Below are 20,183 nucleotides of genomic sequence, written 5' to 3'. Positions count from 1 at the left end.
GCGGGGTGGCGGCGGGCGGCGCCGGCCCCGGCCGTACCCTCTGGAGACCGTGACCGACGACCAGTTCGACGTGGGGGTGGGGCCCTGGCCCGGCGACCCGCCGGACGACCCCCGGTACGACCCGGAGCTGCTCGCCGAGGGCGACCGGCGCAACGTGGTGGACCGCTACCGCTACTGGCGGCGGGAGGCCGTGGTGGCCGACCTGGACCGGCGCCGGCACGACTTCCACGTGGCGATCGAGAACTGGCAGCACGACTTCAACATCGGCACGGTGGTCCGCAACGCCAACGCCTTCCTCGCCGCCGAGGTGCACATCGTCGGACGGCGGCGGTGGAACCGCCGGGGCGCCATGGTGACCGACCGCTACCAGCACGTCCGGCACCACCCGACGATCGAGGAGTTCGTCGACTGGGCCGCGGGGCAGCGGCTCCCGGTGGTGGGCATCGACAACCTGCCCGGCTCGAAGCCGCTGGAGACGAGCACCCTGCCCCGCCGCTGCGTGCTGCTCTTCGGCCAGGAGGGGCCGGGGCTGTCCGACACCGCCCGGACGGCGTGTGACCAGCTCTTCTCGATCGCCCAGTACGGCTCGACCCGGTCCATCAACGCGGGCGTGGCCAGCGGGATCGCCATGCACGCCTGGATCCGCGCGTACGCCGGTCCGCCGCCGGCCTGAAGCCGGTGCTGCCCCGCGCTGCCGCGCTTTGCGGGATTCCCGGTGTCGGTTCCGCCTACGGATGGAAATACCCGAGCCGGTCCGCGCGGTTCGCTTGACGGCCCGACGGTCCGGGACGACGGTGGGAACGTGAGCGTCGCGGTGAGCTGTCCGAGGTGCGCGGGCCCGATCCGGGAGCCGGACCTGATGCACGGGGAATCACGCTGCCTGCGCTGCGGGCCGGTGCCGCCGCTGCACGTGCCCGAGCACATCAACGCCGAGATCATGGCCAGCGTGGTGGAGCGGGTGGCGGCCGGCGTCGGCCCCGGCGGACGGGCGGGCGTACCGCTGTGGTGCCCGTGGCCGCTGCCCACCGGCTGGACCCTGACCGGGGTGGCCTGGGCCGGCGACGACCGGAGCGGGATCCGCGCCACCGCGGTGGCCTGCGCCGGGCCGGCCCCGCTCGACGGTGGACCGGCCGACCTTCTCTTCGTCGCCGAGGACCCGGGGGTGGGACTGGGCTCCCGCTTCGCCGCGCTGCCCGGACCCGACCCGGGACCCCAGGTCGCGGAGGCGCTGACCGATCCCGGCCCTGGTCATCCCGAGCGGGTGCCGCACGCCAAGATCAGGGTGGGCGGCCACCCGACTCCACTGTGGCTGGTGAATTCACCGACGGATCGAAGCGCGTACGCCGGCGAGGCTCGGGGAATGTGGCTGCATGCGATAGCCTGGCCGGCGAGTGCGGGTCACCTCCTCGCGGAAGAAGTCGTGCTGCACGACCTCACCGAGTGGACACCGCCCGAACTCGTGTACGGCGCACCATCTCCGTACCTGCACGGGCGGGCCTGACCGGCCGGCACCGGCGGAGCGGAGACGAACGCAGATATTCACTGTACGACACCATGCTGATACTCTGGGTGCCGCTGCGGTAAACGGACCCGGCGCCGCGCGAGAGGATGGCCCGCTATGGTCAAGAAGGTCCTCACCTGGGCCGGCATCGCATTCTTGATCTTCTTTGTTGCGTACCGGCCGAACTCCGCCGCCGATGTGTTCAAGTCCCTCGGCGGCGGCATCATGGACATCGCCCAGGGCTTCGGCGACTTCTTTACGAGCCTGGTCGCCTAACCACCGATGGGCAGCCCCTCCGGTCCACCCTTCGACCCGGACGACCCCGACCGGGAGCGCCGGGAGCGCGACACCGAGCCGATCCCCCGGATCGACCCCGATGACGGTCCCGGCTTCGGTTCGGGCTCGGCCTACGGCACCGGGCCGTCCCTATCGGACGACGCGGCCTTCGGCGACGGGCCCGGCTACGCCGGCGAGGGTCGCTCCGGGCGCGCCTGGATCCGGGATCCGGAGGCCGGCTACCAGCCGCCGCAGATCTCCGAGGACGAGCTGGCCGGGCTGCGCGCCGACGCGGCCGGCGCCGGCCCGCGCCGGGTGCTGCCGCTGGAGGACGAGCCCAGCTCGCTGGTGGCCCGCTACCTCTTCCCCACCGAGCGTTACCGGGGCGAGTGGAAGCGGCACTGGATCCACCTCTCCACGCCGATCATCGTCGGCGTCGCGGCGACCTTCGTCCTCGGCTACCTCTCCGGCTTCCTGGCCGGCCGGGACGTCGGGGCGTTGACCACCGTCGCGGTGCTGCTCTGGTTCGCCGTGATGGGCTGGGTCGCCTGGCGGGTCGCCGACTGGTGGTACGACCGCTTCATCCTCACCAACAAGCGGGTGATGGTGGTCAACGGGATCATCACCCGCCGGGTCGCGATGATGCCGCTGGTCCGGGTCACCGACATGAAGTACGAGCAGACCCCGACCGGCCGGGCGCTCAACTACGGCACCTTCGTGCTGGAGTCCGCCGGCCAGGAGCAGGCGCTCCGCGAGATCAAGAATCTGCCCAACCCGAACGAGCTCTACCTGCGCGTGGTCGAGGAGATGTACGAGCCGCAGGCCGTCGAGGCCCGGCTGGGCAAGGAGGCCGACGAGGCCAAGGCCGACGACGGGGCGTGAAACTTTCCGACCGAAAATCGGATGTGTCTCGCACCTCTTGCCGTCGACTCGGCCCGCTCCGGCATGGGAGCCTGCCAGGCAGAACGGGCGGCGTGGAGGTGATCGGTGGCCGGCAGGGACCCGCTGGAGGAGGAGTTCCGTGAGTTCGTCGCGGCCCGCTCCAGTGCTCTGCTGCGCACCGCGTACCTGCTCGCCGGGGACTGGGCCACGGCCGAGGACCTGCTCCAGACCGCGCTGACCAAGACCTACCTGGCCTGGAAACGGCTGGGTGGGATCGAGGCGATCGAGCCGTACGCCCGCCGGGTCATGGTGAACACGTCCACGAGTTGGTGGCGGCGGCGCTGGCACGGTGAGCGCCCGACCGAGGTGCTGCCCGAGCGGGCCGGCGTGGACGAGATCGAGCAGCAGCTCGACCGGGACGTCCTGTGGCGGCACCTCCAGGCGCTCCCGGCCCGGCAGCGGGCCGTGCTGGTGCTCCGCTACTACGAGGACATGTCCGAGGCGCAGACGGCGGCCCTGCTGGAGATCTCGCCGGGCACCGTGAAGAGCCAGACCTCCCGGGCGTTGAACACCCTGCGCCGCCGGTTGGGCTCGGCGAGCGCTCTCGGGCTGCCCGCCGACGCGGAGCAGGCGGCGCCGGCCCGGCCCGCGCCGCGTACCCCGGCCACCCCACGCGCGGCCGCCCCGGCCGCCCCAGCCGCCGCGCCGCGCGGCCCGGTCGTCTCGGGTGCGGCGGCCGCCTCCCGCACCCCGGCCGTGCCGCCGCCCGCGCCGTCGTCCGCACCGCCGCCGCGCCCCGCGCGACCTGCGGCGGCGCGACCCGCCGCCCGGCCGGTCGGCGTCGTGCCGGTGGAGACCTGATGAACCGCAGGTCGAATCCCGGCGACAACCAAACCGGCACCCCGCAGCGTCCATTCCGCGTGACCGAGGACGAGCTGGAGCGGGCGTTGCGCGAGACCCTGGCGGGTCGCGTCGCCGCACCGCAACCGCTCGCCGCCGACCCGGCCGCGGTGGCGCTCCGGCGGGCCCGGCGCAGCGGCCGGCGCCGCGCGCTGACCGGCCTGGCCCTGGCCGGCGTCGCCACCGTCCTGGTCACCGCCGGCATGGCCCAGCTCGGCGAGCCCGGCGGCAACCGCGGCACCCCCACCGTGGTGCTCGGCGACCCGCGCGGGTTCTCGCCCGCACCGCTGCCCACGGCCACCGCCCCGTCCCCCGGCCCGGTCCGCGCCGAGCTGGACCTGATCCTCGGGTCCCGGCTCGAGACCAGCGGCGGTGAGCAGCAGGAGCTGACCAACGTCGGCCCGGTCGAGCGGGCCCAGCGCCTCCCCGACGCCGGCGGCTGGCTGATGACCTCGGCCACCCCGGCCGGCCGTACCCTCTGGTGGCTGCCGCCGAACGGCACCCCGCCGCAGGTGCTGCTGGCCGGCGCCGACGCCGTCACGGTCGCCGCGAACGGCCGCCAGGTGGCCTGGCGCGACGGGCCCGACCTGCACGCCGCCGGCCTGGTCGGCGGCCAGCTCATCGCCGCCAACCAGACCCCGGCGCCGGCCGGCGCCGAGCCGGTCGGCTTCGCCGGCGACGCCGTGCTGATCCGGCAACCCGGCCGCAGCGGGTTCGCGACCTGGTCGCGGACCGCGGGTGCCCGGCCCGGCCCGACCGCCCCCGACGTGCTGGCCGTCTACGGGGAGCTGCCGGACGGGCGGGTGGTCGGCCTGGTCACCGCCGGCAGGCCGGGGCGGCCCTGCGTGGCCCTGCTCGACCCGGCCCGCGACCTCGCCCCGGTCCGCACCGGCTGCGGCCCGGAGCTGGCCGTCGACGGTCTGGGGGCGATCTCCTGGGACCACCGCTGGTTGCTGCTCAACGGGGCCGGCCGGGCGGCGCTCCTGGTCGACCTGCGTACCCTCGGCGCCACCGTGACCGCCCACCCGGCCGGGCCGGCGGTGGTGGCCGGGGTGGCCTGGACCGCGGCCGGGGTGGCCATGCACGTCGACGCCACCGGCGGGCTGGTCCGGGTACGCCCGGACCGGGTGCTGGACGGCGAGCGACCCACCGCCTCACCCGTCAACGGGGTCGCCCCCGGCGACCGCCCGGTCGTGGTGGCGGATGCCGGGGCGTGACCCCGGCGGCCACCCGGGCCGGGCGGTAGCGTCGGCGGGATGAGCGCCCCGGCCCGGATCGACCTGCACGCCCACTCCACCGCCAGCGACGGCACGCTCAGCCCGGCGGACCTGGTCCGGGCCGCCGCCGACGCCGGGCTGGACGTCGTGGCGATCACCGACCACGACACCACCGCCGGCTGGGACGCCGCGGTCCGGGCCCTGCCGCCCGGCCTCACCCTGGTGCGCGGCGCGGAGATCTCCTGCCGCTGGTACGGCGTCGAACCGGCGATTCCGCTGCACCTGCTCGGCTACCTCTTCGACCCGGACGAGCCGGCGCTGGCCGCCGAGCTGGCCCGGATCCGCGCGGCCCGGGAGGTCCGCGCCGAGCGCATCGTCGAGCTGCTCCGGGCCGACGGCGTCGAGGTGAGCTGGCCGGAGATCCTGGCCGGCGCGGGCGGTGGCGTGGTGGGCCGGCCGCACATCGCGCAGGCGCTGATCCGGGCCGGGCTGGTGGCCAGCACCACCGAGGCGTTCGGGCCGCGGTGGCTGGGCGAGCGCTACCGGCTGCCCAAGGAGGACGTCGACGTGTTCCGGGCGGTGGCGCTGGTCCGGGCCGCCGGCGGGGTGCCGGTCTTCGCCCACCCGAAGGCCAGCCGGCGCGGCCGGATCGTGCCGGACGAGCTGATCGTCGACCTCGCGGCGGCCGGGCTGGCCGGGCTGGAGGCCGACCACGAGGACCACTCGCCGGTCGAGCGGGCCCACGTCCGGCGGCTCGCCGCCGAGCTGGGCCTGCTGGTCACCGGCTCGTCGGACTTCCACGGCACGCACAAGACCGTTCACCTCGGCGCGTTCACCACCGACCCGGCCGCGTACGAGGCGATCGTGGCCGCCGGGGTGACCCCGGTCGCTTCAGGCTGAACCCGCCGACCCCCGCCGCTACCGTGTCCGGGTGGATCTCAAGCTCTTCGGCGAGGTCTTCGTGACCCTGCTGGTGATCGTCGACCCGCCCGGCATGATGCCCATCTTCCTCGCGCTCACCGGGCCGCTGGCCGCGCGCGACCGGAACCGGGCCGCCTGGCAGGCTGTCGCGCTGGCGCTCGGGGTCATCGTGGTCTTCGCCGTGGCCGGCCAGACCCTCCTGGCCTACCTGCACGTCGACCTGCCCGCGTTGCAGGCCGCCGGCGGGCTGCTGCTGATCCTCGTCGCGCTGGAACTGCTCACCGGCAAGTCCGACGACCCGAACCAGCAGGCCACCTCCAACATCGCCCTGGTGCCGCTGGGCACCCCGCTGCTCGCCGGGCCGGGCGCCATCGTGGCCACCATGCTCTTCGTGCAGCGCGCCGGCGGGCTCACCGACTACCTGGCGATCGCCGCCGCGATCGTCGCCGTGATGCTCGCCGTCTGGGTGGTGCTGCGCTTCTCCGGCGGCATCGTCAAGGTGCTCCGCCCGGGCGGCATCGAGGTGCTGACCCGGATCGCCGGTCTGCTGCTGGCCGCCATCGCGGTGCAGCTCATCGCCGACGCGGTGGCCGCCTTCGTGACCCAGTACGTCACCATGCGCTGAGCGACGCCCGCCGGTGCGCCCGGTGGATCGACGGGCCGGGCGGCGGCCCGGCATGGCGATGGTGGGCCGGGCGGCGGCCTGCCGGGCACGCGCTGTCGTACCGGGGTGGCAGGATCTCAGGCGTGCGACGACCCTCCCCGACCGGACGACCCACCGGTGGCCGGCCGCCCCGCCCCCGCGCCGAGCAGGCCGAGCAGCTCGGCTTCGAGGGGATGCCGGAGCGGCTCTTCGTCTGCACACCCAGCAAGCTCGGCGCGTACGCGGACTGTCCCCGCCGCTACCGCTACTCGTACGTGGACCGGCCCGCCCCAGCCAAGGGGCCGCCGTGGGCACACAACTCGCTCGGCGCCAGCGTGCACACCGCCCTGAAGAACTGGTACGCGCTCGCCCCGGACCGCCGCCGCGCCGAGGTGCTGGCCACGCTGCTCAAGGGCACCTGGGTGCGCGAGGGCTACCGCGACGACGAGCAGGAGCGGGAGGCCTACCGCCGGGCGCTGTCCTGGCTGGAGACGTACGTGGCCGGCCTCGACCCGGCCGACGAGCCGGTCGGGGTGGAGCGGGTGGTCGCGGTCAAGACCGCGGTGCTCGCCTTCAACGGGCGCACCGACCGGATCGACGCCCGGCCCGGCCCGGACGGGCGGCCCGAGCTGGTGATCGTCGACTACAAGACCGGCCGCACCGGGCTGGACGCCGACGACGCGCGGGGCTCCCAGGCGCTGGCCCTCTACGCGTACGCGGCCGAGCGGGTGTTCCGCCGGCCGTGCCGCCGGGTCGAACTGCACCACCTGCCCACCGGCACGGTCGCCGCGCACGAGCACAGCCCCGAGTCGCTGCAACGGCAGCTCACCCGGGCCGAGGAGACCGCCCGGGACATCATGGCCGCTGAGCGGGCGGTGGCCGACGGCGGCGACCCCGACACCGCCTTCCCGGCCGAGCCCGGCCCGCGCTGCGGCTGGTGCGACTACCGGCGTACCTGCCCGGCCGGGGCCCAGACGCCGGGCAAGGACCCGTGGGCGGCCGTCGAGCGTCCCGCCGAGCCGCGCGTCGACGGGAGCTGACCGGCCCGGCCAGCGCCGGTCCCGCCCGGCCTGGACGAGGTGCCGGCTGGTTCAGGCAGCGGTGAGACGGGCGGCGCGCTCCTTCGCGGCCTGCTGCACCTGGCCCTCCCGGTAGCGGCGCGGCAGCGCCGCCAGCGCGAGCCGCAGCGCCCGCACGCTCAGGTCGGCCGAGAGTTCCGTGGTGGGCAGGCCGAGGCCGCCGTACAGCCGGCGGGCCCAGGGCGGCAGCAGACCGAGGGCGGTGGCGGCGATCCCCAGGTACGCCCAGCGCGGCGGCCCGAGGTGCAGGCCCAGCCGTACCGGCAGGCTCAGCTTCCAGGGGATCGGCGGGGCGGTGAGGAACAGCGCGGTCTCCGCCGCCTCCTTCGTCATCCGCAGCTCGCCCTGGATGTCCCGGTAGTAGTCGGCCACCTCGGCGGCGGTGCCCGGCACGTCGGCCGGGTCCAGCCCGACCAGGGCCGCGGCCCGCCGTTGCTCGGTGTAGTAGCCGTCCACCTCGGCGTCGGTCAGGGCCAACCCGGCCCGGCGCGCGGTACTGACGAACGATTCCACCTCGGCGACGTGCACCCAGCGCAGCAGGTCGGGGTCGTCGATCCGGAACTCGTCGCCGGTGATCGGGTCACGGGCCCGCATCCGGGCGTGCCGCGTCCGCAGCCGGCGGCCGGCCGCCTCCGCCTCGGCGGTGGTGCCGTAGATCGTCGTCCCCACGTAGGTGGCGGTCCGGATCAGCCGCCCCCACGCGTCGGTGCGGTAGTTGCTGTTCTGGGCGACACCGGCCATCGCCAGCGGGTGCAGCGCCTGGAGGTAGAGCGAGCGAAGGCCGGCCACGATCAGGATCGGTTCCTCGTGCACCTTCCACGTGACCGATCCCGGACCGAACAGGCCGAGGTCATCGGAGGACTCCACCGCCCAAGCGTGCCACGCCCGCCGGGCGGAGTCAGTCGTCGGCGGAGCGGCGGGCCTGGCAGGTGGGGCAGAGGCCCCAGAAGGTCACTTCCGCCTCGTCCACCTCGAAGCCGTGCGAGGTGTTCGGGTCGAGGCAGGGGGCGCTGCCGGTGGCGCAGTCCACGTCGGCGATCACGCCGCAGCCCCGGCACACCACGTGGTGGTGGTTGTCGCCGACCCGGGCCTCGTAGCGGGCCGGCGAGCCGGCCGGTTCGATGCGGCGGGACAACCCGGCCCGGGACAGCGCGCCGAGCACGTCGTAGACCGCCTGGGTGGAGACCGAGTCGAGGCGTTCCCGCACCCGGCGGGTGATCTCGTCGACCTCGAGGTGACCACCGGCGGCGAGCACGTCCAGCACGGCGAGGCGCGGTCGGGTGACCCGCAGGCCCCTCGACCGGAGCAGTTCCTCACCCCTGGACATGCAGCAATGACAGCACGTGGCGGATCGACCGACAAGCGGTGTGCGGCCCGGGGTGGCCCCGACCACAGGTCAGATCGGCCGCCCGGTGAACCGGTCGAGCCGGCGGTGCGTGTCATGGGGCGTCAGCGGATCGTCGATCACATCGACGTACGCTGGCTGCCCAGGAAGCCGCATCAACTGCCGGAGGGTGTCGGTGTTCAAGGAGATCAACGGTCTGCCGGGTCACGTCCTGGTGATCCACGCCGTCGTGGTGCTCGTCCCGCTGCTGGCGCTGTTGGCCTCCGGCTACGGGCTGGTGCCGCGGTGGCGTCCGCGCCTGGGCTGGGCCGTGCTGGCCCTGTCCGTGGTGACCCCGATCGTGGCCTGGGTGGCCACCGAGTCGGGCGAGGAACTGGAGGAGGTGCTGCGCGGCCGGGGCTACCCGCCGGAGGGCCTCCAGAAGATCCACGAGCATTCCGAGTACGGCGACACGCTGCTCTGGTTCACCGTGGGTCTCGCCGTGGCGGCCCTGGTGCTGCTGGCCCTGACCAGCCGGAGCCCCCGGATGACCCGGCTGCCCTCCTGGCTGACCTGGCTGGTCACCGCGGTGGTGCTGGTGCTGTCCGTGTTCGCCCTGGTGTACGTCTACCTGACCGGTGACAGCGGGGCCCAGATGGTGTGGAGCAACATCGTCTGACCGGGCGGCCGTTTCGTCTGACCGGCGGCCGGTCTTTCGTCTGAGCGGCGGCCGGTCGGGTGGCCGTCAGAACAGCACCCGCGAGCAGAGCAGGCAGACCAGGACCACCAGCACGACCGCGGCGAACCCGCCGAGGCCGTAGGTGACCCGTTGCGCCTGCTGCTCGGCGTGGTCCATGGCGGCCATGTCCTGCGGCGGTAGCCGCCGGGGCGGTGCGGGCTGCACGTACAGCGGCGGCCGCCAGCCCGGCGGCGGCGGGACGTTGCGCGGCGGCCCCGCGTAACCACCGCCCTGTCCGCCTCCGGCCCAACCCCCGCCCGGCTGCCCGCTGCTCGCCCAACCCTCGCCCGGCTGCCCGCTGCTCGCCCAACCCGCGTTCGGCTGCGTGCTGTTCGCCCAGCCACCGGCTGGCTGTCCGCTGCCAGCCCAGCCTTCGCCCGGCTGCCCGCCGTTCGCCCAGCCTCCGCCCGGCTGCCCGCCGCCCGGCCAGGCACCGGCCGGGCCGGTGCTCGCCGTGGGCCGGGCCCATCCGCTGTCGCCGGGTGCCGCACCGGAGCCGGGCGGCTGCGGTGGTGCGCCGCGGGCCCAGGCCTCGTCCACCGGTCCGGACCTGCCGACCCAGGGCTGGTGCGCCGGCTGCCCGGTGGCTCCGGCACCCGCCGCGGCCGGGTCGGCGGGACGGGGTGCGTTCTGTGGTGCGCCCTCCGCCGGACGGGACCAGCGATTGTCGGGACCGCCAGCGGGGACCTGGCCCGGGTCGGGCTCGTCGGTCGGCCCGGGGTGCGCGGCTGGGACGGGGCCGGTGGCCGGGCCGGGGCCGTCGCCGCGAACGGTCGGGTCGGGCACGTTGTCGGGCCGGCCCGGGGCCGGGTTTGCGGCGTCGGCGAAACCGGCCGGCTCGTCCGGGGCCGGGCGTCGCCAGATCTCGTCCTCGGGGCTGCCACCGCTCGGCGTCGTCACGCCGACCGACGCTACCAACGCCCGCGCCACCCGACCCGCCGGACGCGACGGGCAAGTCGCTCGTGGCGGGGCCGCCGGTGGCCGTCGTGCGAGAAGGTCTCGGTGCCGACCCGCCAGATCCAGGCCCCGGCGGGGTCGTTGGCACGCCGGCCACACCGGCCGGCCGGCGCACGCCCACCCACCGCCCTGGCCCTAGTGCCCAGCCGAGCCGGTTCGTCGGGCAGGCCGCGTCGCGCCGGTATCCTTGCCGCTCGTGAGCGATCCCGGCATGCGTGACGACGACGACCGCGTGGTCGACCTCAGCGACGACTTCGTGGTGCTGCCCGAGCAGACCACCGACGACACCGACCGTGGCTGGGGCGAGCGCCCCGGCGGCAACGACGACTGGCTGCTGGCCGAGCGCCCGCCGCACTGGGACTGACCGGTCTCCGGACGGTGGCCGGGCTCGGACTGTGGCCGGGCTCCGGATTGGCGGGCGGCCAGAGATCCACTCGGGCTGCCGCAATCCGGCCCTTCACCGTCCCGTGATGCCCCCGTTTGCCGCAACCGGCGCGACGGGCTGAGGCCGCGATCGGCCGGCGCCGGGGCTGGCCCGCCCTGGCGTCAGCCGCGGACCACGACGGCGAAGCGGCTGCCCTCGGGCACACCGACGGCCCGCTGCGCCTGCTCGGGCCGGAGCGCCAGGTAGAGAGCGGAGGAGCCGTCGGCCGCCCCGGCGGCCCCGACCACGTCGAGCACCAGAGCCCGGGGGGCGAGCAGGGTGGCCGCGCCCGGCGCCCCGCCGGCCGGCACGACCAGCAGGTCCACCCGGGCCCCCGGGTGCAGCACCGCGAGCGCGGCCGGCTCGGCGAGCCGGACCGGTACGCCGACCGAGCCGCTGGGCAGCGGCAGCGCCGCACCCGGCTGCCCGGGACCGGGGGCAACCGACCCGCCGCCGAGGGCCGTGGGCTCCGGAGATCGACGTGTCGGGGGCGGGCCGGCCGGGGCGGCGCCGGGCGGCGGGCAGCCGGCCGGGGTGGTGAGCACGGTGGCGGCCAGGCCGAGCAGTGCGGCGACCAGCGCCACCCGCAGCAGGGTGCCGCCGCGGGGCAGGCCGCGCCAGCGCACCGGCCGCAGTGATTCCTCGCCCGCCACCCGCGCCCCTTCCGCCGCCAGAGTCCGACGCCGGCAGGCTAGGCGTGCCCGGGGTCAGCGCGCCCGCGACCGTCCACGGCCTGTGGACAACCCGGCGCCCTGTGGACAACGCCCGCCACGGGGTGCCGCCGTGCTATCCCCGCCGGGTACACAGAGCTGTCCGCCCCGGGCGGGTCGGCCACCGTCGGTCAGGGCTGTGGGCTCGGAGCACGGCGAACAGAAGTGGCCGTCCCAGGCGGGACGGCCACTTCTGTCAGCGGGGTGGGCTCGGGTCAGGACGAGCTGCTGGAGCCGCTGGACGCCGGGGCCTTGGCGGAGGAGCCACTGGTCGAGGTCGAGCCGGACGATCCGCCGGTCGACGACGAGCCGGACGAACCGGACGAGCCGTTGCCGGACGAGGACTCGGAGGCGGCCGGCTTGGCGGTGGTGCTCGCCGCCGTGTCGGAACCGGACGAACGGGAGTCCGTGCGGTAGAAGCCGGAGCCCTTGAACACGATGCCGACGGAGTTGAACAGCTTGCGCAGCCGCCCCTCACATGCCGGGCACTCGGTCAGCGGCTCGTCAGAGAACGACTGCACCGCCTCGAGCTGGTGGCCGCACGCGGTGCAGGCGTACTGGTACGTGGGCACGTTCTCCTCCGGATCTGGCACGGCCGGTTGGCACTCGACTTATCCGAGTGCCAATGGTGCGTCATTGGACCCGGGTTCGTCCAGCGGAAGAGCCCCGCCCCACATCCGGGAATGTCACCAGCCCGTCGACCGGCGTGACGGCGGCGCCGACCGGCCGGTCGTGCGGCTCGGCGGGTACCGCCTCCACCAGCTCGCCGTCGTGCAGCAGCGCCACGGTCGGGGTGGCCCCCGGCACCCGGGCCAGTGCCCGGTCGTACGAGCCGCCGCCCCGGCCCAGCCGGCGGCCGTGGCGGTCCACGGCGAGGGCGGGCAGCACGACGAGGTCGGCGCCGCCGATCGCGGCCGGCCCCAGCCGGGGCCCGGTCGGCTCGCGCAGGCCCCGACCGGCCGCCCGCAGCGACGCCGCGTCGGTGTAGGCGGCCCAGTCCAGGTCCAGGTCGTCGCAGAGCACCGGGAGCAGCAGCTCGGCCGTCGGCGGCAGGGCGGCCCGGAGCACCGCCGGCAGGTCCGCCCCGCCCGGCTCCGAGGAGACCGGCACGTACGCGGTGATCCGGGCCGGGGCGAGCCGGCGTACCAGAGAAATGAGGGTGGCCTGGACGCGCGCCGCCGCCTCCGCGCGGGCCGGTGCGGTCAGCGACCGGCGGCGGGCGAGCACGGCGATACGCAAATCCCGTTTCGCCTCATGCGTCACATCCGCTCCATCAGAAAATTCCGGCACGCAACACTCCTGACGCAACGCTTGCCTCCCGGTCACTCTGTGCCAGCATCGCAGGAGGGGCGCGGAACTTCCGGGGGGAAGCTTGACGCTACGCGGGCGGTTGACGGCAGCCTTCCTCGCGGTGGTGCTCGGCCCCGTCCTGCTCGGCGCGTTCTTCGTCGGCTCCACGATGACCACGCTGGACCGCAGCCGGGCCACCGAGCGGCTGGGGCTGGCCGCCGCCGCGGTGCGTACCTCCGTCGATGCTCTCTGCCAGCAGCTGCGTGCGGCGGCCGACGCGGTCGCCCTGGTCACCGACCCGGCCGCCCGGGCCCGCGCGGCCGACCAGGTGGTCGTCCGAGGGCTGGCCGGGGCCGTGCGGATCACCGACACGGCCGGCCGGATCAGCTACGCCACCCCCGGCGGCCCGGGCACCCCCTGGCAGGACTGTGCCGGGGCCGCGCCGGTCGGTGGGCCGGTCCGTGCGCTCGCCGTCCGGGTCCAGCTCCGCGACCCGGCCGGCGCGGACCTGGGCACGGTCGCCGCCGCGCAACCGGTCGACCCGGCCTTCGTCGCCCGGCTCGCCGCGGTGACCGGCGTGGGGGTCACCCTCCTCGACGACGCGGCCCGCGCCGAGCCGCTCGGCCACCCCACCGAGACCCCGGGGGTACGCGAGGCGGTGCTGGCCGCCGCCCGCAGCCTCGACGGGGATCAGGTGACGGCGACCAGCGACGGCCGGTACGTGCGCCGGGTCGGGCCGTCCCCGGGGCAACCCCTGCCGCTGGTCCTCTCGGTGCCCGGCGAGCGCCCGCCCGGCCTGTACGCGGCGCTGGTCGGCGCGGTGGTGCTGGCCGCCCTGCTCGCCGTGGCGGCCGCCTGGCGGCTGGCCCGGGCGACCACCCGCCCGCTGGTCGAGCTGGCCGGCGCGGTGGACCGGGTGACCGACGGGGACCTGACCGCCCGGGTACCGGTGCGCAGCCGGGACGAGATCGGACGGCTGGCCGGCGCGTTCAACCGGATGACCCGGGAGACCGGGAGCTATGTGGCCGCGCTGACCACCAGCCGGGACCAGTTGCGCGGGCACCTGGCGGTGCTCGGCGACACCCTGGCCAGCACCCACGACCTGCAACGCATCCTGCGGGTGATCCTGCACAGCGCGATCGCCGCGACCGGTGCCCGGTCCGGGGCGGTGCTGCTGCTCGACGGCGACGGCGTGCTGGTCGGCCGCTGCGTCGAAGGGCTCGGCGGGGCCGATCCAGCCGACCCAGCCGATCGAGCCGACCCAGCCGACCCAGCCGATCCAGCCGACCCAGCCGATCCAGCCGACCCGAGCGGCCCGGCCGACCCGGCGACGCTGCGGGTGCCGGTGGGGACCGGGGTGATCGGCACGGTGGCCGCCACCGGGGAGCCGCTCTGCGGCCGGTGGACGCCGGACGACGTCCCGACCGGCGAGCCGGCCTGCGAGACGTACGTGGCGGTGCCGTTCGCCGCGCCGGGGGTGACCGAGCTGGGCGGGCGCGGGCCCGAGCGGCCGGGACACCCGCCGGCGTTCGGCGACCCCGACCCGCCCGGCTCCGGCGCGCTCGGCGTGCTGGTCCTCTACGACCGGGTGGGCGCCGCCGGGTTCGACGAGGACGACCTGGTCACCCTGCGCACCTTCGCCGGCCATGCGGCGGTGGCCGTGGAGAACGTCCGGGTGCACGAGGAGGCGCAGCGGCTGTCCCTCACCGACCCGCTCACCGGGCTGTGGAACTACCGCTACCTGCGCGAGTCGATCCGGCGCGAGGTGGAACGGGCCAACCGGTTCGGCCGGATGCTCAGCGTGCTGGCCCTCGACCTGGACCGGTTCAAACACGTCAACGACACCTGGGGGCACGCCGCCGGCGACGCCGTCCTGGTCGAGTTCGCCCGCCGGGTACGCGGGGAGATCCGCGAGGTCGACCTGGCGTTCCGGCACGGCGGCGAGGAGTTCGTGGTGCTGCTGCCGGAGACCGACGCCCGGGGTGCCACGATCGTGGCCGAGCGGCTCGGCGCGGTGGTCCGGGACCAGCCGGTGCCGGTGGACGGGCACGGCGGGGAGCCGGTCCGGGTGGCCGTCACGGTCTCCATCGGCATCGCCGTCTACCCGGACCACGCGGCCACCGGTCAGCAGGTGCTCGACGCCGCCGACGACGCCCTGTACGCGGCCAAGGCCGCCGGCCGGGACGGCTACCGGCTGGCGCGCCCGCCGGATCCGGCCCCCACCGAGGAGCTTCCGGTGGTGGCGGTGGCGCTCAGCCCGCCCGACGGGCTGCCCCGGGCCGGTGCGCCGGACCCCGCCGCGGCGGGGCAGGGCGGCGCGTCTTCCGGTCCTCACCCGCCGCGGCAGAGCCGTGGCCGATAGTCTCGCGGCATGTCGGAGCACTCATCGAACCCCTCAGCGACCGCCGCGACCGGTCGCGCTCGCGCGGTCAAGGCCGTCATCCCGGCCGCCGGCCTGGCCACCCGGTTCCTGCCGGCCACCAAGGCGGTTCCGAAGGAGCTGCTGCCGGTCGTGGACCGGCCGGTGCTGCAGTACATCGTCGAGGAGGCCGCCCAGGCCGGCCTGACCGACGTGCTGCTGATCACCGGGCGTGGCAAGACGTCGATGGTGGACCACTTCGACCGCCGGCCCGACCTGGAGGCGCGGCTGGAGAGCAAGCCGGATGTGCTGGAGGCGGTACGCCGCCCCGAGGAGCTGGCCGAGATCTACACCTGCCGGCAGCCCGAGCAGCTCGGCCTCGGCCACGCCGTCGGGTACGCCGAGTCGCACGTCGGCGACCAGCCCTTCGCGGTGCTGCTCGGCGACGAGTTCGTCAAGCTGGACGAGCCGCTGCTGCCGGCGATGCTGGACCTGCAGGCCCGCACCGGCGGCATCGTCCTGGCGTTCTTCGAGGTCGACCCGGCCGAGACCAAGCGGTACGGCATCGCCTCGGTGGCGCCGGCCGAGCCGGAGTTCCACGACATCGCCGAGGTCGTCAAGGTGACCGGCATGGTGGAGAAGCCCAAGCCGGAGGAGGCGCCCAGCAACCTCGCGGTGCTCGGCCGGTACGTGCTCCCGGGGCGGATCTTCGACGCGATCCGGCGCACCGAGCCGGGCAGCGGCGGCGAGATCCAGCTGACCGACGCGATGGAGATCCTGCGCAACGAGGGGGTGCCGGTGCACGCCATCGTCTACCGGGGCACCCGCTACGACACCGGCATGCCGCTGGGCTACCTGCAGACCGTCGTGCAGATCGCCTGCGAGCGGGACGACCTGGGCGCCGAGTTCCGCAAGTGGCTGACGGAGTTCGTCAACCAGGGCGACGAGACGGTCACCTCCGCGATCCTGAACGGGGTGCGCAACGCGTCGGGCGGTCCCAATACATGACCGCGACGGCCGACGCCGAGGCGGCCGCGAACGAGTTGACGCCGCTCGCCGACTACCTGGGCAGTGTGCTGCGCAGGTTACGCGCGCTGCCTCCGCTCGACCTCGACCTCACCCAGGCGTACGGCAACGTCCTCGCCGAGGACGTGGTCACGCCGCACTCGTATCCCGCCTTCGACCAGGCGGCGGTGGACGGGTACGCCGCGCGCTGGGAGGACATCTCCGGAGGGAGTCGGGGGCCGGGCTACGTCCCGGCCCCCTCCGGTATCCCCGGTGGGCGCAGCATCCGGCTGAACGTGGTCGGCGACCTCGGCGCGGCGAGCTGGCGACCGGTCCGGCTCACCCCCGGCTCCTGCTTCTCGGTGGCCGCGGGCGCCCCGCTGCCGATCGGCGCCGACGTGGTGGTCCCGGTGGAGTGGACCGACCAGGGCATGGCCGCCGTGGAGATCTTCCGCGCCCCCAAGCGCGGGTACGGCCTGCGGCGCGCCGGTGAGGAACTGCCCGCCGGCACCCTGCTCGCCAGGGCCGGCACGTACGTCTCGCCGGCCCTGGTCGCCGTCTTCGCGGCCACCGGCATCGGGCACGTGGTGGTGCGGCCCAGCCCGCGGGTGGTCATCGTGGCCACCGGCGACGAACTGGTCGACGTCGGCCGGGCCAGCCAGCCCGGCCAGGTGGTGGACACCAACTCGCACGCCCTGACCGCCGCCGCGGCCGAGGCCGGCGCGCTCGCGTACCGGGTGGGGATCTGCGACGACGACCCGGAGGCGCTGCGCGGCCTGCTGGAGGACCAGACCCTGCGCGCCGACCTGATCATCACCACCGGCGGCACCGGCACCGGCCCGGGGGACATGGTCCGCCGCATCCTGTCCCGGCGGGAGGGCGGCCGGGCCGGGCCGGTCACCTTCACAGAGGTGGCGCTCTATCCCGGGACGGCCCTCGGATTCGGTACGGTCGGCGCCGAGGAGGTGCCGGTGGTGTGTCTTCCCGGTGAGCCCGGCGCGGCGCTGATCGGCTTCGAGGTGCTGGCCCGGCCGGCCATCCAGCTGCTGGCCGGCGCCGAGCCGGTGTTCCGGCCCAGCGTCCGGGCGCACCTGCTGGAGACGGTCTCGTCCCCGGTGGGGTTGCGCGAGTTCCGCCCGGCACACGTGGCCGAGCGGCGCGGCGGCGGGTACACCGTCCAGCCCCTCGCCGGCGGGCCGTTCACCCTCTCCGGCCTGTCCGAGGCGAACGGCCTGCTGGTCCTCGGCGAGCGGGTGACCACCGCCGCAGCGGGCTCCACGGTGGACGTGCTGCTGCTGGACCGGCGCCGGTGAGCGCGAGGAGTGAGCTTGCGAGCCCAGCGGTCGCGAACGGACGGGTAGCCCGGTGATGTTCCGGCGCCCGCCTGGATGGCCCGCGGTGCTGATGGACGGTCCGGTGGTGCTGCGGCCGTACCGGCGCTCGGACGCGGTGGCCTGGTCGGAGATCCGGCGCGCCAACCGGGACTGGCTGTCGCCCTGGGAGTCGCACGTCCCCGGCAGTTGGGACGAGCTGAACTCGGCGGCCGCGTTCCGCTTCGTACACGCCGACCAGCGCCGCTCCGCGCGGACCGGTGAGGGCATGCCGTTCGCCGTCTGCCTGCGCGAGGACGGCCGGGAGCGGCTGGTCGGGCATCTCAACGTGGGCAGCATTGTGCGCCGGGCGTTCTGCTCCGGCTACATCGGCTACTGGGTGGACTCCCGGGTGGCCGGTCGCGGGGTGATGCCGACCGCGGTGGCCCTCGCCGTCGACCACGCCTTCGGCCCCGGCGGGCTGCACCGGGTCGAGGTGAACATCCGGCCGGAGAACACGCCGTCCAAGCGGGTGGTGGAGAAGTTGGGCTTCCGCGAGGAGGCGTACCACGTCCGCTACATGCACATCGACGGCGCCTGGCGGGACCACATCGGATACGCGATGACGAGCGAGGAAGTGGTCGCCGAGGGCGGGCTGCTGGCGCGGTGGCACCGCGTACGTGACAGTCGAGGGTGAACCGTCCCACCCGCCACGTCCGGCGCGGCGTCCGGTGAACGAGGTCGGCGGCCCGTAACCTCAAGTAACTGCAAGCTGTGGCAAGCGCTGCGGAACCGCATGATCTGCGTCGTAAACGACGGGCGACGGAACAAGTTGCGGCGATGTGGCGCTCGCCCCGAATTCGGTGACGGGAGGGGTGAGGGTGCCGACCTCGGTGCTCCTCGCCGTCCTCGCCGCCGCCGGCCTGCTCGCCCTCGCGCCGGCGCTGGTCCGCCGGTACGACGCCACCGAGCGGCTGGTGGCGGAGCGGGCGCAGTCGACGGCGCGGGTGCTCCAGCGCCACCGTCGACGGCGCACCGTGCCCGGGCGGCGACCGCTGCACCCGCCGCGGCACCTCGTCGTCACCCTCAGTGAGGATGTCGCCACGGGGAGTCTGACCAAGCCGGTCTCCGCCCCGCCCGCGCCGCGCCGGTCGAGCCGCCTCCGCGCGGTCCCGCCCACCCCGGCCAGGTCCCGCCGGCGGCACCCGCCCAAGCGCCGCCACACCCCGACGGTCTACCGCCGTCGCCGGGTGCTCGCCGCCCTGCTGCTGCTCAACTTCGTCGAGTTGATCGGCGTGGTGCTGGTCAGTCCCGGGTTCTGGATCAGCGTCTCGGTGACCGGCACCCTGCTCGTGGCGTACGTCGTACACCTGCGGCAGCGGGCCCTGCTCGAGCGCCGGCGGCGGCGCGCGGAGGCCCGGGAGGCGGCCTGGCTGGCCGCCCGGCAGGCCGAGGTCCGCCGCGAGCAGGCCCGCCGCGCCGCGGCCCGGCGGGAGGCGCAGCGCCGGCTGGCCGCCCAGCGCGAGGCGGTCCGGCGTACGGCCATGGGTCTGGACCGGCCGGCGGATCTGCCGCCTGCGGCGAGCGGCGGCTCGGTCTCCTACCGGCGGGCCGGTGGCCTCCGGGGACGGCCCTACCAGAGCGGCCGGGGAGCTTGAGCGGAACTTCTTGGCCGGCGATGTCGGCCGGGGGCCGGCGGGGAGATCTTGGAAGGTTCGGGCCCCGGTGGGGGCCTTCTCCTTCCAAGATCTCCTCGTCCGGTGGGGCGATTCGCACCGGAGGGCGCGGACCTGTTAGCCTTGTCGCCGGCCCGCCCGGTGCAAGCCGGGTGGGACCAACGCTGGTACGCCAGCGGAGGGGCTGTGGCGCAGACCGGTAGCGCACCTCGTTCGCATCGAGGGGGTCAGGGGTTCAAATCCCCTCAGCTCCACCCAGTTCAAAGGCCGTTTCCTGTCGTGGGAGACGGCCTTTTTTGATCTTGTATGCAGAGAGGTAGAGCAGGAACCCACCACCTGTCAGCCGTCGAGCTGTGGTGAGCCGAGTTCCTTCCGCAGTTGCCATACCAGGTTCTGGAAGGCGCTCTCCGCAGCTTGCTTCTGGGCCACGTCGGAGTCCGGGCCGAGATCGTAGAGAGTCTTCGCGACGTCATTCGCCAATGACACCGTCCGAGCGCTGCACAGCAGGCTGAGAGTGGAGCGCGCGGATTGCATCCGGTTTCGCCACTCTCGTCGGTCGTCCTGATCCATGCCCGACTCACCCACCCTTCGATACTGGCTGAGCAGGTACCGCGTGCTGGTGACGTAGTCGATTGCCCCTCGGAGCTTTTGATCACGAAGCCAGTGCCGACGCTCGCGCTGGGCCTGAAGCCAGGCGCCCAGAGCTACCACGACGAGGCTGGCGAGGGCGCCGAAGCCCGCCGCAGCAACGTTCCCCATGGCGGCGAAGATACGGAACCATCGTCGCCATGGCTAGAGCGATGCGGGCGGGCAGAGACCCAGCAGCACAGCCTCTCGTTCAGAGGCCCTACTGCCCGAGTCGACTCACGCCCGTTGGTTGGACCGGCGCCGTGATCTCGGCGGGTACCTGCTGGCGCGGCCTCCGTAAGCTGCGGCTCCTGCTGGCCATCGTCGCCTGCGCCGTGCTGGT

General features: G+C 75.0%; 24 protein-coding genes and 1 tRNA gene. 17 read left to right on the top strand and 8 right to left on the bottom strand.

The window, feature by feature from the left end; translation table 11 throughout:
- Positions 1–49 precede the first annotated feature (49 nt).
- The 9 genes from ACIBPB_RS02490 (at position 50) to ACIBPB_RS02450 (ending at position 7,380) form a co-directional block, all read left to right on the top strand.
- Positions 50–673 (top strand): TrmH family RNA methyltransferase, encoded by a 624-nt coding sequence (locus tag ACIBPB_RS02490; RefSeq protein WP_396837837.1) that lies wholly within the window; start codon positions 50–52, stop codon positions 671–673.
- A gap of 129 nt (positions 674–802) precedes the next feature.
- Positions 803–1,501 carry a DUF6758 family protein gene (locus ACIBPB_RS02485; RefSeq protein WP_396837836.1) on the top strand — a complete coding sequence of 233 codons (699 nt, stop codon included), beginning with the start codon at positions 803–805 and terminating at the stop codon, positions 1,499–1,501.
- 117 nt (positions 1,502–1,618) lie between these two features.
- A complete protein-coding gene (locus ACIBPB_RS02480) occupies positions 1,619–1,777 on the top strand; it encodes a hypothetical protein (protein WP_007455302.1) in 159 nt (52 codons plus the stop codon).
- Between the two features lie 6 nt (positions 1,778–1,783).
- Positions 1,784–2,659 carry a PH domain-containing protein gene (locus ACIBPB_RS02475; protein ID WP_357319878.1) on the top strand — a complete coding sequence of 292 codons (876 nt, stop codon included), beginning with the start codon at positions 1,784–1,786 and terminating at the stop codon, positions 2,657–2,659.
- Positions 2,660–2,764: 105 nt separating this feature from the next.
- On the top strand, positions 2,765–3,520 hold the full coding sequence (locus tag ACIBPB_RS02470) for a SigE family RNA polymerase sigma factor (RefSeq protein WP_396837835.1): 756 nt from the start codon (positions 2,765–2,767) through the stop codon (positions 3,518–3,520).
- A 59-nt stretch (positions 3,521–3,579) separates the two neighbouring features.
- On the top strand, positions 3,580–4,776 hold the full coding sequence (locus tag ACIBPB_RS02465) for a hypothetical protein (protein ID WP_396837834.1): 1,197 nt from the start codon (positions 3,580–3,582) through the stop codon (positions 4,774–4,776).
- 39 nt (positions 4,777–4,815) lie between these two features.
- The gene (locus ACIBPB_RS02460; RefSeq protein ID WP_396837833.1) at positions 4,816–5,676 is read left to right on the top strand and encodes a PHP domain-containing protein; all 861 of its coding nucleotides are present in this window, start codon (positions 4,816–4,818) and stop codon (positions 5,674–5,676) included.
- Between the two features lie 31 nt (positions 5,677–5,707).
- Positions 5,708–6,322: a MarC family protein gene (locus ACIBPB_RS02455; RefSeq protein ID WP_357319890.1), complete on the top strand. Its 615-nt coding sequence runs from the start codon at positions 5,708–5,710 to the stop codon at positions 6,320–6,322.
- A 212-nt stretch (positions 6,323–6,534) separates the two neighbouring features.
- Positions 6,535–7,380, top strand: a complete 846-nt coding sequence (locus ACIBPB_RS02450) for a RecB family exonuclease (RefSeq protein WP_396838167.1) — start codon at positions 6,535–6,537, stop codon at positions 7,378–7,380.
- Between the two features lie 51 nt (positions 7,381–7,431).
- On the opposite strand, the gene ACIBPB_RS02445 is transcribed toward ACIBPB_RS02450, so the two are convergent.
- The 3 genes from ACIBPB_RS02445 to ACIBPB_RS02435 all read right to left on the bottom strand — a co-directional run bounded on the left by ACIBPB_RS02445 (position 7,432) and on the right by ACIBPB_RS02435 (position 8,947).
- Entirely contained in the window at positions 7,432–8,286 is an 855-nt protein-coding gene (locus ACIBPB_RS02445) for an oxygenase MpaB family protein (RefSeq protein WP_396837832.1), read from the bottom strand.
- A 31-nt stretch (positions 8,287–8,317) separates the two neighbouring features.
- Positions 8,318–8,746: a Fur family transcriptional regulator gene (locus ACIBPB_RS02440; RefSeq protein WP_396837831.1), complete on the bottom strand. Its 429-nt coding sequence runs from the start codon at positions 8,744–8,746 to the stop codon at positions 8,318–8,320.
- Between the two features lie 69 nt (positions 8,747–8,815).
- Positions 8,816–8,947 carry a hypothetical protein gene (locus ACIBPB_RS02435; RefSeq protein ID WP_396837830.1) on the bottom strand — a complete coding sequence of 44 codons (132 nt, stop codon included), beginning with the start codon at positions 8,945–8,947 and terminating at the stop codon, positions 8,816–8,818.
- On the opposite strand from ACIBPB_RS02435, the gene ACIBPB_RS02430 reads away from it, so the two are divergent.
- Positions 8,940–9,422 (top strand): DUF2231 domain-containing protein, encoded by a 483-nt coding sequence (locus ACIBPB_RS02430; protein WP_396837829.1) that lies wholly within the window; start codon positions 8,940–8,942, stop codon positions 9,420–9,422. The two genes, ACIBPB_RS02435 and ACIBPB_RS02430, sit on opposite strands and share 8 nt — an antisense overlap.
- 66 nt (positions 9,423–9,488) lie before the next feature.
- On the opposite strand, the gene ACIBPB_RS02425 is transcribed toward ACIBPB_RS02430, so the two are convergent.
- Positions 9,489–10,382 carry a hypothetical protein gene (locus ACIBPB_RS02425; RefSeq protein WP_396837828.1) on the bottom strand — a complete coding sequence of 298 codons (894 nt, stop codon included), beginning with the start codon at positions 10,380–10,382 and terminating at the stop codon, positions 9,489–9,491.
- Between the two features lie 253 nt (positions 10,383–10,635).
- Between ACIBPB_RS02425 and ACIBPB_RS02420 the strand changes: the two genes are divergently transcribed.
- The gene (locus ACIBPB_RS02420) at positions 10,636–10,803 is read left to right on the top strand and encodes a hypothetical protein (RefSeq protein WP_156313036.1); all 168 of its coding nucleotides are present in this window, start codon (positions 10,636–10,638) and stop codon (positions 10,801–10,803) included.
- Between the two features lie 182 nt (positions 10,804–10,985).
- Here ACIBPB_RS02420 and ACIBPB_RS02415 read toward each other — a convergent pair whose 3' ends face one another.
- The 3 genes from ACIBPB_RS02415 to ACIBPB_RS02405 form a co-directional block, all read right to left on the bottom strand.
- A complete protein-coding gene (locus ACIBPB_RS02415; RefSeq protein WP_396837827.1) occupies positions 10,986–11,516 on the bottom strand; it encodes a flagellar biosynthesis protein FlgA in 531 nt (176 codons plus the stop codon).
- A gap of 272 nt (positions 11,517–11,788) precedes the next feature.
- Positions 11,789–12,166 carry an FmdB family zinc ribbon protein gene (locus ACIBPB_RS02410; protein WP_396837826.1) on the bottom strand — a complete coding sequence of 126 codons (378 nt, stop codon included), beginning with the start codon at positions 12,164–12,166 and terminating at the stop codon, positions 11,789–11,791.
- Positions 12,167–12,206: 40 nt separating this feature from the next.
- Entirely contained in the window at positions 12,207–12,863 is a 657-nt protein-coding gene (locus ACIBPB_RS02405) for a 5-formyltetrahydrofolate cyclo-ligase (RefSeq protein WP_396837825.1), read from the bottom strand.
- Between the two features lie 82 nt (positions 12,864–12,945).
- Between ACIBPB_RS02405 and ACIBPB_RS02400 the strand changes: the two genes are divergently transcribed.
- The 6 genes from ACIBPB_RS02400 (at position 12,946) to ACIBPB_RS02375 (ending at position 19,467) form a co-directional block, all read left to right on the top strand.
- The gene (locus ACIBPB_RS02400) at positions 12,946–15,225 is read left to right on the top strand and encodes a diguanylate cyclase (RefSeq protein ID WP_396837824.1); all 2,280 of its coding nucleotides are present in this window, start codon (positions 12,946–12,948) and stop codon (positions 15,223–15,225) included.
- Between the two features lie 9 nt (positions 15,226–15,234).
- Complete coding sequence (locus ACIBPB_RS02395) at positions 15,235–16,230, top strand: UTP--glucose-1-phosphate uridylyltransferase (RefSeq protein ID WP_396837823.1); 996 nt, start codon at positions 15,235–15,237, stop codon at positions 16,228–16,230.
- Positions 16,227–17,540 carry a gephyrin-like molybdotransferase Glp gene (gene glp / locus ACIBPB_RS02390; protein WP_396837822.1) on the top strand — a complete coding sequence of 438 codons (1,314 nt, stop codon included), beginning with the start codon at positions 16,227–16,229 and terminating at the stop codon, positions 17,538–17,540. The genes ACIBPB_RS02395 and glp overlap by 4 nt, the downstream gene beginning before the upstream one ends.
- A 55-nt stretch (positions 17,541–17,595) precedes the next feature.
- A complete protein-coding gene (locus ACIBPB_RS02385; RefSeq protein WP_396838166.1) occupies positions 17,596–18,234 on the top strand; it encodes a GNAT family N-acetyltransferase in 639 nt (212 codons plus the stop codon).
- A 178-nt stretch (positions 18,235–18,412) separates the two neighbouring features.
- The gene (locus ACIBPB_RS02380; protein ID WP_396837821.1) at positions 18,413–19,195 is read left to right on the top strand and encodes a hypothetical protein; all 783 of its coding nucleotides are present in this window, start codon (positions 18,413–18,415) and stop codon (positions 19,193–19,195) included.
- 198 nt (positions 19,196–19,393) lie between these two features.
- Positions 19,394–19,467: transfer RNA gene (locus ACIBPB_RS02375), tRNA-Ala, on the top strand.
- Between the two features lie 85 nt (positions 19,468–19,552).
- On the opposite strand, the gene ACIBPB_RS02370 is transcribed toward ACIBPB_RS02375, so the two are convergent.
- The gene (locus ACIBPB_RS02370; RefSeq protein WP_396837820.1) at positions 19,553–19,972 is read right to left on the bottom strand and encodes a hypothetical protein; all 420 of its coding nucleotides are present in this window, start codon (positions 19,970–19,972) and stop codon (positions 19,553–19,555) included.
- Positions 19,973–20,183: the final 211 nt, after the last annotated feature.

This window comes from Micromonospora sp. NPDC049836 (genome assembly GCF_044465125.1).
Lineage (GTDB): Bacteria > Actinomycetota > Actinomycetes > Mycobacteriales > Micromonosporaceae > Micromonospora.
This window is presented reverse-complemented; position numbering and strand designations above follow the sequence as displayed.